Source organism: Streptomyces catenulae (assembly GCF_000718015.1).
GTDB classification, from domain to species: Bacteria; Actinomycetota; Actinomycetes; order Streptomycetales; family Streptomycetaceae; genus Streptomyces; species Streptomyces catenulae.
Genome location: NZ_JODY01000007.1, coordinates 123,992 through 136,607, shown reverse-complemented (window position 1 = coordinate 136,607; position 12,616 = coordinate 123,992). Strand labels below are relative to the sequence as shown.

General features: G+C 75.2%; 12 protein-coding genes. 8 read left to right on the top strand and 4 right to left on the bottom strand.

The window, feature by feature from the left end:
* Positions 1–65: 65 nt before the first annotated feature.
* From IF23_RS0109235 to IF23_RS0109215, 5 genes are all read left to right on the top strand, one after another.
* On the top strand, positions 66–431 hold the full coding sequence (locus tag IF23_RS0109235; protein WP_030281770.1) for an Rv2175c family DNA-binding protein: 366 nt from the start codon (positions 66–68) through the stop codon (positions 429–431).
* Positions 432–545: 114 nt separating this feature from the next.
* A complete protein-coding gene (gene thiE, locus IF23_RS0109230) occupies positions 546–1,211 on the top strand; it encodes a thiamine phosphate synthase (protein ID WP_030281768.1) in 666 nt (221 codons plus the stop codon).
* Positions 1,212–1,369: 158 nt separating this feature from the next.
* Positions 1,370–2,287, top strand: coding sequence for a methylenetetrahydrofolate reductase [NAD(P)H] (gene metF, locus IF23_RS0109225; RefSeq protein WP_030281767.1), 918 nt, complete (start codon positions 1,370–1,372; stop codon positions 2,285–2,287).
* A 35-nt stretch (positions 2,288–2,322) separates the two neighbouring features.
* Positions 2,323–3,345: a hypothetical protein gene (locus tag IF23_RS0109220; protein WP_030281765.1), complete on the top strand. Its 1,023-nt coding sequence runs from the start codon at positions 2,323–2,325 to the stop codon at positions 3,343–3,345.
* A gap of 185 nt (positions 3,346–3,530) precedes the next feature.
* Positions 3,531–4,004 (top strand): nuclear transport factor 2 family protein, encoded by a 474-nt coding sequence (locus tag IF23_RS0109215; protein WP_107126898.1) that lies wholly within the window; start codon positions 3,531–3,533, stop codon positions 4,002–4,004.
* Between the two features lie 189 nt (positions 4,005–4,193).
* Here the strand turns inward: IF23_RS0109215 and IF23_RS0109210 are convergent, their stop codons facing one another.
* The 3 genes from IF23_RS0109210 to IF23_RS0109200 form a co-directional block, all read right to left on the bottom strand.
* On the bottom strand, positions 4,194–5,690 hold the full coding sequence (locus tag IF23_RS0109210; protein WP_078653878.1) for a phytoene desaturase family protein: 1,497 nt from the start codon (positions 5,688–5,690) through the stop codon (positions 4,194–4,196).
* 57 nt (positions 5,691–5,747) lie between these two features.
* On the bottom strand, positions 5,748–6,368 hold the full coding sequence (locus IF23_RS0109205; RefSeq protein WP_030281758.1) for a DUF4126 domain-containing protein: 621 nt from the start codon (positions 6,366–6,368) through the stop codon (positions 5,748–5,750).
* A gap of 428 nt (positions 6,369–6,796) precedes the next feature.
* Positions 6,797–7,411 carry a TetR/AcrR family transcriptional regulator gene (locus IF23_RS0109200; RefSeq protein ID WP_030281757.1) on the bottom strand — a complete coding sequence of 205 codons (615 nt, stop codon included), beginning with the start codon at positions 7,409–7,411 and terminating at the stop codon, positions 6,797–6,799.
* 232 nt (positions 7,412–7,643) lie between these two features.
* On the opposite strand from IF23_RS0109200, the gene IF23_RS0109195 reads away from it, so the two are divergent.
* From IF23_RS0109195 to IF23_RS0109185, 3 genes are all read left to right on the top strand, one after another.
* Positions 7,644–8,129, top strand: coding sequence for an SAV_6107 family HEPN domain-containing protein (locus tag IF23_RS0109195; RefSeq protein ID WP_030281755.1), 486 nt, complete (start codon positions 7,644–7,646; stop codon positions 8,127–8,129).
* A 264-nt stretch (positions 8,130–8,393) separates the two neighbouring features.
* Positions 8,394–9,149, top strand: coding sequence for a class I SAM-dependent methyltransferase (locus tag IF23_RS0109190; RefSeq protein WP_030281753.1), 756 nt, complete (start codon positions 8,394–8,396; stop codon positions 9,147–9,149).
* Positions 9,150–9,405: 256 nt separating this feature from the next.
* Positions 9,406–9,825: a DUF3040 domain-containing protein gene (locus tag IF23_RS0109185; RefSeq protein ID WP_030281752.1), complete on the top strand. Its 420-nt coding sequence runs from the start codon at positions 9,406–9,408 to the stop codon at positions 9,823–9,825.
* 368 nt (positions 9,826–10,193) lie between these two features.
* Here the strand turns inward: IF23_RS0109185 and IF23_RS0109180 are convergent, their stop codons facing one another.
* Entirely contained in the window at positions 10,194–12,602 is a 2,409-nt protein-coding gene (locus tag IF23_RS0109180; RefSeq protein ID WP_030281750.1) for a transglutaminase TgpA family protein, read from the bottom strand.
* Between the last annotated feature and the right edge of the window lie 14 nt (positions 12,603–12,616).

Sequence of the window (12,616 nt, the reverse complement as noted above, 5' to 3'; positions counted from 1 at the left end):
CCGCGCGGACCTCTCCCGGCGATGCCCGGCTACCGACTGTCAGTGCGAGGTGGCACGCTTGTCCTGTGACCGAGATTGACGCAAACATCGATGGACTCGTCCCCGCCTGGCTCACCCTCCCCGACATCGCCGAAGAGTTCGGCGTCGAGGTGACGCGCGTCCGCCAGCTGGTCAAGGAGGGCCAGCTGATCGCGGTGCGCCGCGGCGAGAACAGGGCACTGCACGTGCCGGCCGATTTCATCCAGGACGGCAAGGTCGTCAAGGGCCTCGTCGGCACCCTGACGCTCCTGAAGGACGACGGCTTCAGCGACGAAGAGATGCTGGAGTGGCTCTTCACCGCGGACGACACCCTGCCCGGCACCCCCGCGCAGGCACTGCGGGAGAACCGCGGCACGGAGGTGAAGCGCCGGGCGCAGGCGCTCGCCGTGTGACCTCCGGGGCGGGCCGCACCCCGGCCCGCCCGCACCACCCGCATCCGTAACCGCTACCGAAGTGGCGTACGGCCGGACCGCCCGGCCGTACGCCACCGCCTTGGGGGAACACCGATGACGACCCGGACCCACGCCGACCGCGCCGCGGCCCTCGCCGACGCCCGGCTCTACCTCTGCACCGACGCCCGCACCCGCCGGGGCGACCTGCCGCACTTCCTCGACGCGGTGCTCTCCTCCGGGGTGGACATCGTCCAGCTGCGCGACAAGGGCATGGAGGCGGCCGAGGAGCTGCGCCATCTGGAGACCGTCGCGGACGCCTGCCGCCGCCACGGCACCCTCCTCGCCGTCAACGACCGCGCCGACGTCGCCCACGCCGCCGGAGCCGACGTCCTCCACCTCGGCCAGGGCGACCTGCCGGTGCCCGCCGCCCGCGCCCTCCTCGGCCCGGACGTCCTCATAGGCCGCTCCACGCACGCCGAGGCCGAGGCGGACGCCGCCCTCGCCGAGCCGGGCGTGGACTACTTCTGCACCGGACCGTGCTGGCCCACCCCCACCAAGCCGGGCCGCCACGCCCCGGGCCTCGACCTGGTCCGCCACACCGCCGCCCGGGCCCCCGAGCGCCCCTGGTTCGCCATCGGTGGCATCGACGGCGGCAACCTCGACGCGGTGCTCGACGCCGGAGCCCGCCGGATCGTCGTCGTCCGCGCCCTCACCGAGGCGGACGACCCCGCCGCGGCAGCCGCCTCGCTCGCCCGGCGTATCCGCGAGCGGACCGCCTGATCCGCCGGGCACCGGGCCCGCCCGGCGGCGGGTCCGCCCCGGTGCCCCGGCGGGCGCTGTCCATGCCCGCGTCCCACTCCGTGGACGGGAACCGGCCCTATTCCGGCATTCCACCGGAGCCGGTTGGTGCCCGACCCGCAGGTGGATAACCTTCCCGTATGGCCCTAGGTACCGCTTCCACCAGGACTGATCGCGCACGCACCGTCCGCGAGCTGCTCTCTTCCGGCAAACAGTCGTACTCGTTCGAGTTCGCCGCCCCGAAGACCGAGAAGGGCGAGCGGACGCTGTGGAACGCCATCCGCCGCATCGAAGCAGTCGCCCCGACCTTCGTCTCCGTGACCTACGGCGCCGGCGGCACCTCCCGTGAGGGCACCGTCCGCGCCACCGAGCGGATCGCCACCGACACCACGCTGACGCCGGTCGCCCACCTCACCGCCGTCAACCACTCCCTGGCCGAACTGCGCAACATCATCGGGCAGTACGCCGACGCGGGCATCCGCAACATGCTCGCGCTCCGCGGCGACCCGCCCGGCGACCCGATGGGCGACTGGATCCGCCACCCGCAGGGCATCACCTACGCCGCCGAACTGGTCCGCCTGATCAAGGAGTCCGGCGACTTCTGCGTCGGCGTCGCGGCCTTCCCCGAGATGCACCCGCGCTCCACGGACTGGGACACCGACGTCTCGCACTTCATCGACAAGTGCCGCGCGGGCGCCGACTTCGCCATCACCCAGATGTTCTTCTACGCGGAGGACTACCTCCGGCTGCGCGACCGCGTCGCCGCCGCCGGGTGCTCGACGCCGATCATCCCCGAGATCATGCCGGTCACGAACGTCCGGCAGATCGAGCGGTTCGCCCAACTGAGCAACGCCGCCTTCCCACCTGAGCTCGCGGACCGCATCCTGGCCGTCAAGGACGACCCGTCCGCTGTACGCTCCATTGGCATCGAGTACGCCACGGAACTGTGCGCGCGCTTGAAGGCCGAGGACGTTCCCGGGTTGCACTTCATCACCCTGAACCACTCCACGGCGACCCTGGAGATCTACGAGAATCTGGGGCTGCACCAGCGGCCCTGATCACGGTGCCGCAGCGCGGCGGAAGAGGGGCGTACATGGGCTGGGCGGTCCTCTACATCGCATTCGGTTGCGTCGCGCTGTGGCTGCTGGCCGAGGTCCTCCTCCAGCACAAGGCCCGCCTCCGCTGGCGGCTGCTGGCCTTCACCGGATTCCTCGGTGTGGTGGCGGGCGTGGTCCTCCCGTCGGTGATCGTCATCGCCCTCGGCGCCGCCGCGTTCGCCACCGGCCAGACCTACGTGACCCTCTCCTTCCGCCGCGGCTTCACCACCGGCTGGTCGCTGCGGAAGGCCCCCGTCGAGAACAACCGGCGCCGCCGGGCCAGGTCCACCGGCCGCCGCCCCGCCCTGCACGTCTCCGACATCGAGGAGACGACCGGCCCCGCCGACACCCCCGAAGCCCCGGACACCCCGGCCCCCACGGACGCCGCCGACGCCCCCGCCCCGTACGACGCCGCCGCGCCCCTCACGACCCCGGACGGCTACCCGCCCCACGACGGCTACGGCGCCTCCCCGCAGCCCGGCCAGGACGGCGGCTGGACCCCCGACGCCCACGGCGCCCCGGCCTTCGGCGGCCAGGACGGCTATGTCCAGGACGGTTACACCCAGGGCGGCTACACGCAGGACGTCTACGCCCCGCAGCCGCTCCCCGACGAGACCGGCCAGTACGGCGTCTACAGCCCCGACGCCCGCTCCGCCCCGCACGGCTCCGACGCCTACGCCCCGGCTTTCGGCCACGGCGGCGGTTACGGCCCCGGCGCCCACGACGCCTACGCCGATCCCTACGGTTCCTACGCCGCGTACGGCGGCGACCAGGGTGCGGCCGCCGGTTCCCCCTTCGGCGCGCAGGCGTACCCGCCGCACGACCCCTACGCGCCGGTCGACCCGTACGCCCAGCAGCCCTACGGGTCGGCGTACGGCACCTCGCTCCAGGACTACGGCGACACCCCGCCCGGCGGGGTCTGGGTGCCGCAACAGCGCGACGGCGTCCACCCGCCCGGCGAACCGCCGTACCCGCCGACCCCGCACCACGGCCACGAGGAACAGCAGTACCGCTACTGACGTCACGTCAGCTACGGCTGTTCCGCGGGGACACGGCCCCGGACCGCGCGGTCCGGGGCCTTTCGCGTGCGGGCCCCGGCGGCCTTCCGGAAAGCGGGCGCCACGGGCGTTCGACGCTGGTACAAAGGTGCTCTCTCCGCGCCGGTGGGCGCGGTTTCCGGAACAGAGGGGGAACGGCCGTGTCCATGAGCACCCGTGCCGTGGTGGAGGAGTTGCTGCGCCGCATCGGCGAGGGCGACCCGGAGCGCATCGCCGAGCTGTACGCCGAGCGCGTCGACTGGAAGCTGGACTGGCCCGAGGCCGAGCACGGCCGCACCGCCACCCCGTGGATCCGCCACCGCACCACCCGCGCCGACGCCGCCGCCCACTACCGCGAACTGGCGATACACCATGTGCCCGGGCAGGCGGCCACCGAGATCGAACGTTTCCTGGTGGATGGCGCCGACGCCGTCGTACTCGGCGAGATCCGCCAGACCGCCCGCCCCACGGGCCGCGCCTACCGCGCACGCTTCGCCCTGCATCTCACCGTCGCGCACGGCCTGATCACCCGGCACCACGTCTACGAGGACAGCCTCGCCGTGGCCGAGGCGTTCACGACGGACGGGGCGGACGGGACGGACGGGACGGAAACGGTGGACGCGGCGGCGGGCCCCCGCTGAACCGGCCGCGAGGACACGGGCCGGAGCCGCTCGCCCCGGCCCGCAGCCGCCGGGCCCACGAGCCGTGCCCGGCACCGCCGCCTCGCGGCGAAGGGGGAACCCGCCGTCCGCCCGCACCCCGCGGCGCCCCCGCGAAGTCGCCCACCGGGCACGCCGTTCACGGGCGTGCCCGGGCGCCTCGCGTACGCCTCAGGTCGAGCCGTGCCAGTCGTCGCCGTTGACGATCAGTCCGGCGACGATCGCCCCGGACATCCCGGCGTGCGCCGGACCGCCGCCCGGGTGCGACCAGCCGCCGACGGCGTACAGCCCGGGTATCCGGGTGCGGTTGGCGGGGCGCAGGAACCGGCCGCCACCACCGGCCAGCGCGGGGCCGGGCAGCAGCGCCTCGCCGGAGGGCGGCAGCGCCTCGCGCCAGAGCAGCCGCTCCCGCAGCTCCGGCACCGCGGCCCCGGCGCGCTCCGTCATCCGCTCGGCCAGCGCCTCGACCGCGTCCGCGGCGAGGCCACCGGGACCGGGCGCCGCCACCGTCGCCGTCAGCGTCACCGCCTCATGGGCGTCGTCGGGGCGGGTGGCCGGATCGTCGGGCCGCAGTACCGTCACCGTCGGCGCCGCCGGGGCACCGCCGCCGAACACCGCGGCCAGCTCCGCCGCACGGTCGTCGGTGTGCACCACGGTGCGGTGCGCGGTGCCGTCCGGCCGGGCGCCGCGCAGCGCCAGCGCCACCGTCATCCGGGCGGGCACCGGACCCGGCGGCGGACCGGCCGGGGCGTCCGACGCCTCCCACGGTGCCCCGCCGGGCACCAGCCCCGCCAGCGCCTGCGGGGTGACCCCCGCGACCACGTGCTCCGCCTCCGTCACCTCGCCGTCGGCCGTGACGACACCCGCCGCCCGGCCGTCCGCCACCACGATCCGCTCGACCGGCGCCCCGAAACGGAACTCCACGCCGCGCTCCACACACCGCGCGTACACCGCGTCCGCCAGCGCCCGCATACCGCCCGCCGGATACCAGGTGCCGAAGGTCTGCTCCATGTACGGCAGCACCGCCGCGCTCGCCGGGACGGCGCGCGGATCGAAGCCGTACGCCGTGGCATGGCTCTCCAGCAGGGCGATCAGCCGCGGATCGGCCAGCTCACGGCGGGCGACCTCCGCGAGCGTCGCCGTCGTCGGGCCCCTGCCGCGGCCGAACAGACCACGGCGGCGCACCGCCGGATACGGATCGCGCCCCAGCACCTGCCAGTCCGCCCACAGCGGCTCCTCCAGGAGCGGTCTGCGGGTGGCGTCCCAGGCGTCCCGGGCGCGCCCCAGGACGTCGCTCCAGCGCTCCCCGGCGCCCGCGCCCAACGCGCCGTCCAGCGCCGCGAGGACGCCGCCGCGCGAGGCGTTCGGCAGCGACACCGCGGCGCCGTCCGGGAAGACATGACGGCTCGCGGGATCGACCTGGGTGAGCGTCAGCGCGCTCTCCAGCGGCTCCCGGCCGGTCTTGAGGAAGAGATCGCGGTAGACCGCGGGGAGGTGCAGCAGCGCGGGCCCGGTGTCGAACCCGAACCCCTCCCGCTCGAAGCGCCCCAGCGCCCCGCCGTACGTCGCCTCCCGCTCGCGGACCACCACCCGGTGGCCCGCGACGGCCAGCCGCGCGGCGGCCGCCATCGCGCCCGCCCCCGCCCCGATCACCGCAATCCGTGCCATGTCCGCGACTGTATCCGCCACCACCGACAACGCCCGCACCCCGCCCGCCGGACGGCCTCAGCGCGGGACCGGACCCGCCTCCGCGGCTGCCGCGGGCCGCTTCGCCGCACGGCGTTCGCGCCGCCGTCGCAGATAGCGGCGGATCCGCGACCAGAGCAGGATCACCAGCGCCAGCCCGGCCAGCAGCAGCGTGGCGGCGATGACGGCGGCGATGACCGGATGGAACACCGCGAACGCGATCAGCGCGGCGACCCCGAGGTCCTCGACGGCGCTCACCACGATGTTGCTCGCCGGTTCCGGTGAGGTGTTGACCGCGATCCGCGTCCCCGCCTTGACGAGGTGGCTCAGCAGCGCCGTGGAACCGCCGACCGCGCCCGCCGCCAGCTGCGGCAGCGACCCGTCGTGCCCGGCCAGCAGCGCCGCCACGACACCGCCCGCGACGGGCCGGACGACGGTGTGCACGGCGTCCCAGACGGAGTCCACGTACGGGACCTTGTCGGCGACGGCCTCGAAGAGGAAGAGCACCGCGGCGGCGATCAGCACATCGGGCCGCTGCAGTGCGTCCGGCACCTCGTCGGTGACGCCGGTGGCGCCGAGCAGACCGAGGAGCAGCACGACGGCGTAGGCGTTGATCCCGCTCGCCCAGCCACTGATGAACACCAACGGGAGTACGGACATGCCGGAGATCGTAGAGCAGCACGGGGACGGGGTGCTCACGGGTGAGTACGCGTACTCAGACGGTGAGATGAGTAGGTACGCGGATGGGCCGCACCCTGCCGGAACGACAGAGTGGGGTGCACCGAAGGGACGCGGCGCCGCACCGCCGGCACGGGGCGGCGGAGCGGCGCGGCATCCCGGACGTGACGGGGGAAGCACGGGGGAAAACGGGGGAAGCACGGGGGATACGGGGGAAGCGCTGCCCTGGTCGGATCGGTGGGGGAACGATCCGTGCCAGGGCAGCGCGCTTTCCGCGTTCCGGCCCAGGGGAGGGCGGTGAACCGCGGCTCCCCGGGCGGTACGGTTCCCGGCGACGCATCACGGGCCGCGCACCACGGGTGGCGCGCCCGGTCAACGCCCGCCGGACGGTGGCCTTTTCGGGCCGTTGCTCAGCCGCGGTGGCCGCTCACCCGCCCCTGGAGCAGCCGGGACAGCGCCGCGTGCACCTCGTCCAGGGAGCGGTCCGGCTGGTACGACTGCCAGTCCAGCGCCGCCACCAGCACCATGCCGAACAGCGCCGACGCGGTCAGCGGCACATCGATCTCCTCGCTCAGCTCGCCCCCGGCGACCGCCTCCTGGAGCACGCCCTCCACCACGGCCACGGCCCGTTGGCGCACCACCATCAAGGTGGACTGCCAGGCCCGGTTGGTGCGCCACAGTTCGGCCACGTAGAGCTGGGTGAGCGCCGGGTAGCGGGAGATGAAGTCCAGACCGGCGCGGATCATCGCGTCCAGCGCGTCGATACGGGAGCCGCCGCGGTCGGTCACCTTCTCGGCCGCCTCCTGGAGGGAGGCCGCCAGCAGTTCGATGCCGTGCCGCAGCAGTTCCTCGAAGAGAACGTTCTTGCTCGCGAAGTTGTAGTAGACCGTGCCCTTCGCGACCCCCGCCCGCTCGGCGATCTCGTCCACCGTGGTGGAGGAGAAGCCCTGTTCGGCGATGAGGGTGACCGCGGCGTCGAAGAGCTTGCGCCGGGTGGTGTCGCGGCGTGAGTGGGAGCTGTCCATGCAGGTGATTGTGCCGGTCCGCGGCCCCTGCCCGCGCCAGGGCACAGCCCGGGACGCCGCTCCGCGCCGCGCCCGCCCGGTCGGCGGCGCCGGAGTGCGGCGACCGGCGGGCGAATTGCGTGCCTGGCGCCGCACTTCTCCGTGAAAGACCAGGTCAGGGCCGATTGTCAGTGGTGTGCCGCAGGATGGGGGCAACGGTTCCGAACCGGTCTGCGACGACTGGAGGTTCGTCATGGCAGCTCGTCCCGCAACGGGCAGCTCCGCTGCGTACGGTCCCCCGAGCGATGTCCACCCCGTTCTGCGGCGTTCGGCAGCGCCACCCGCCGCCCTCACCCTGCTCACCCAGGCCCGTCAGGGCCTCACCGAAGCCGAAACCCTGCAGTCCCCGAACGAGCGCTTCGCCACCGCCCACCTCGCCGCGCTGCGCACCGCCGCCGCGGTGCTGGCCGTCCGCGGCAGGCCCGAGACCACCCCGCACCGGCGCCGCCGCATCCGCAGCGCCTGGGACGTCCTCCCGGAGGTCGCACCGGAACTGACCGAGTGGAGCGCCCTCTTCGCCGCCGGTGCCGGGCGCCGGGCCCGGGCCGAGGCCGGCATACCCGGCGCGGCCGACCGACGGGACGCCGACGACCTCGTCCGCGCCGCCGCCCACTTCCACCGCCTCGTCGAACGCATGCTGCTGCTCCAGCCGTCCCTGCCGGAGCAGCGGGCGGGGTGACCGGGCGGACGGTACGCGGGCCGGGTGCCCGCGTCCGGCCGGGCGGCGGCCGGGCTCCGTGCCCGCACCCCGTGTGCGGGCGCGAGGCCCGTCGCCGCCCGGCGGCTCCGGTTGCCGTCCTCGGCTCCGCCGTGCCGGGCCCGGGTGCGGCGGAAGCCGTGGACGTCACGGAAGCCGCAGGTGGCGCCGCAGACCGCGGACGGTGCGCGACGCAATAGGGTGGTGGGCGCCTAGTTGTTCTGCCCCTCCGAGGAGCCACCCGCCGTGTCTGACCCGCTGCGCCCGCGCGCATCCCTTCGTACCGCCGTGGTCTGGGAGGTTCTCAAGGACGCCCTGGAGCGCCGGGCCGAGGCTGCCGGGCGCGAAGTCCTCGACGTCCTCGACACCGGCGGCGGCACCGGCAACTTCGCCGTGCCGGTCGCCCGCCTCGGCCACCGCGTCACCGTCGTCGACCCGAGCCCCAACGCCCTGTTCGCCCTGGAGCGCCGTGCCGCCGAGGCGGGCGTCGCCGACCGGGTACGGGCCGTCCAGGGCGACGCCCACGGGCTCTTCGACGTCGTCGAGCGAGGCGGCTTCGACGCCGTGTTGTGCCACGGTGTCCTGGAGTACGTCGACGACCCGGCCGAGGGCGTCCGCAACGTCGTCGCCGCGCTGCGCGAGTCCGGCACCCTGAGCCTTCTCGCGGCCGGTCTCGGCGGCGCCGTGCTGGCCCGCGCCCTCGCCGGACACTTCACCGAGGCCCACCAGGCCCTCACCGACCCGGCCGGGCGCTGGGGCGAGGGCGACCCGGTGCCCCGCCGCTTCACCGCCGATCAGCTGTCCGGGCTGGTCACCGGCGCCGGGTTGCAGGTCGGCGCGGTGCACGGGGTGCGGGTCTTCGCCGACCTCGTCCCGGGGGTGCTCGTCGACACCGAGCCCGGTGCGATGGAGGCGCTGCTGAAGCTGGAGGCGGCCGCCGCCGAGCAGCCCGCGTTCCACTCGGTCGCCACCCAGCTGCACGTTCTCGGCCGACGCGGCTGATCGCCACCGGTGGCCGACCGCCGGGTGCGGTCGGCCACAGCCCACCCGATCAGCCTCTTCTCCCCGTATGATCGAGGGACGACGTTCCGGCATGACGGATAGGCGGGTGGGGAATGCAGGCAGCATCACCACCGGCCGCCCTGGCGGCCAGGACAGTGGACTGGCGCAGAGGGGCGGGTTTCACGGGGGCGAATCCCTGCCTATCCTGAAAGGGCCGCACCCGGTCGCCCCCGCGACCGACGAGTAGGAGGACTCCGTGCCGCTCTCGGAGCACGAGCAGCGCATGCTCGAGCAAATGGAGCGAGCGCTGTACGCCGAAGATCCCAAGTTCGCGACAGCGCTTGAGGGAAGCGGGCTGCGCACGTACACCCGGCGACGGGTCTACCAAGCGGTCGTCGGCTTTCTGGTCGGTATCGGCCTGCTCATGGCCGGCATGGTCGCCCAGCAGATCTGGATCAGCGTCGTCGGCTTCCTGGTGATGCTCGGCTGCGCCGTCCTCGCGGTCACCGGCTGGCGCAAGGCCCCCAAGCCCGGCGAACAGCAGCCCGGCGCGGCCCAGGGGAAGCGCGGCAGGGCGGGCGGAGCGCCGGCACGGCGCCAGTCCGGCGGCCGCCGCTCGATGATGAACCGCATCGAGGACCGCTGGCAGCGCCGCCGCGACGAGCAGGGCCACTGAGCCCGCGCCGCCCCCGGCCCTGAACGGCTCCCGGAGCCGGACAGCACACCGAAGCCTTTGACGGGGCCGCCCGAGTGTCGGGCGGCCCCGTCAGTTGCGTGGAGTCGCGGTTGGCCTGGGCGGGACCGGGAGCGGAACTGGTACGCGGACCGGGGCGGGGCTGGCCCGGTCCGAGCGGGTGCGGTTCTGTGCCCACCGCGTGCGCCGGGCCCGCGCGGACGGCCGTTCTGCCACACGGTCCGGTCCCTGCGCCCGGCGCCGACGCCGTTGCCTGCGCGTACCGGGCAGCGCGGCCACACAGCCCGGTACGCCCCCGCCTCGCCGCCGTACGCCCGGCCCCGGCCCGGCGTACGGCGGTTCCGTATGCCTCAGGTCCGTCGGCTGCCCGGTTGCAGCGCGGCGGTGAGGCGGCGTACGGCGGTGGCGGTGCGGCCGGAGGCGTGGCGGTGGCGGAACGCCGCCCACCGGGCCGCGTACGCCCTGACCTGCCGGTCCGTGGAACGGGGCGCCAGGTCCGCACGCCAGCGCGCCCCGCGGGACGCCTGCGCGCGCAGTGCCGCGCAGACCACGCGGACGTCCGCGGCCACCTGTGGCGCGGGCCGCGGCCGTGGCGCGTACAGGGACTCCTCGACCGCACCGGCCACCCGGTGCACGGCCTCGGCGGCCTCGGGCGGCAGCGCGGCGGCATCGGTCAGCCGGACGGCCGTGCGGCGCGGGGTGAGCGCCCCGTCCGGTGCGATGCCCAGGTCACGGGCGGTGTCGGTCAGCTCCTGCCAGGCATCCAGGACGGCCGCCGGGCCCTCGGCGGAGAGCCGCCGGTTCCGGAGGCGACGGCGCCAGAGCGCCGGGAGCGCGGCCCCCGAGAGCAGCAGCAGACCGCCCAGGGTGAGGCCGACGGCGGCGAGGACGGGCGGGCCGCCGCCCGGCGCGCCCGGGTCCTGGGCCGTGGGCGCCGCCGCCGTGCAGTCCGTGGCGCCCGTGCGCCGGTCGGGGCCGCAGGTCGGATCCGGACGCGGGCCGCCGGTCGGCGTCGTGGGCCGGGTCGGCTCCTGCGCGGGGGAGCCCGGTGTGTGCTCCTGGGAGGTGTCCGGCAGCGCGTACTCGGGGATGTTGCCGCGGCTCGGCGTGGGCTCGAAGCGTGTCCAGCCGACCCCCTCGAAGTACAGCTCGGGCCAGGCGTGGGCGTCGCGCAGGCCGACCGAGGTCGTACCGTCGGGCTGCTTGGTGCCCGGGGTGAAACCGACGGCGACCCGCGCCGGGATGCCCAGGGTGCGCGCCATCGCGGCCATCGAGAACGAGAAGTGGACGCAGAAGCCCTCCTTCTGCTCCAGGAACCGCGCGATGGCCTTCACGCCGCTGCCCGCCCGGACCTCGGTGTCGTAGCGGAAGCCGCCGTCGGTCGCGAACCAGTCCTGGAGCTTGACGGCCTTGGCGTACGGGGTGGCCGCGCCGCGGGTGACCTTGCGGGCCGTCGCCGCGACCACGGGCGGCAGTTCGGCGGGGACCCGGGTGTACTCGCGGCGCAGTGCGGCGGGCGGCGGCGGGGCCTCGGCGAGCTGCCGGGCCGTGGGCCGCACCCGCAGGCTCTCCACCTGGTACTGCAGGCCACGGGTGTTCTGGCCGCGGTCGCCGACCAGGGTGCGGCCCTGCTCCTCGAAGCGCCACCGCCCGGCGATGCCGACCCGGGACGCCGGGAACGGCATCGGCAGCCAGTTCTGGCCGTACCACTCGGCGGTCGAGATCGAGGTGTTGACCTGGGTGGTGGCGACCTCCGGGGAGAGGCCCGCGGGCCGCGGCAGCTGCTCGGGGACGTCGGTCACCGTCCGCTCGGACGGCTTCCAGGCGGTGCCGTCGAACTGGTCGAGCGCCACGATCCGCAGATACAGATCGCGGGTGTCGCCCGCCGTGGTGCGGTAGTTGAGGACCTCCTTGTCCTCGGGTTGGTTGAGGCTGTTCTGGAGGGAGACCAGCGGGTTGACGGCCGAGATGGTGCCGCCGCCGGAGCCGCCGTCCCGGCCGCCCGTGCCGAGCAGCCCGGTGCCCAGCGACGGCAGCGCGGCGGGGACGGCGACGGCGACGCCGAGCGCCAGCGCGCCGATCCGCCGCCCGTGCCGCACCGGCGCCGGAGCGGGCCCGGACGCCGCCTTCCCGCGCCGCGGCCACCAGCGGGGGACCCGGCCGGTCGTGCCGCCGAAGACCCGGCCCCACCGCGACAGCCGGTCGCGGCCCTCGGCCAGCAGGAGCAGCAGATAGCCCGCGGCGGAGATCAGGAACCACAGCCAGCCCGTGCCGCCCGTGGTCAGCCCCGCGGCCACCGAGTAGAGCGCCAGCAGCGGCAGCCCGGCGGGCGCGGCGCTGCGGTAGGTGACCGCCAGCGCGTCCACGACCAGGCCGACCAGCGTCACGCCGCCGACCAGCAGCAGCCGGATGCCCGGGGTGAGCGGCGCCGGACTGGCGTACCGGCTCACATCCGCGACCCCGGACCGCCCGAGGCGGACCAGCTCCGCGACGGCGTCCGGGCCCGGCACCACCCCGAGCAGCGCCTGCCCGCCCGCGTACAGCGCGGTCAGCGTCAACACCGCCACCACGACCTGGGCCGCCACGACCACCGGCCGGGGCCACGGCAGCCGCCGCGCCCCGGCACCCGCCGCCGTCACCAGCGCCACCAGCAGTGCCGCCTGCACCATCCAGCTGACCGGATCGACCAACGGCACCAGCGCGCAGGACGCGCAGAGCGTCGCCACCGCCGCCCACAGGGCAGGTCCCCGCCCGGTCATCCGCACCCTCCCGC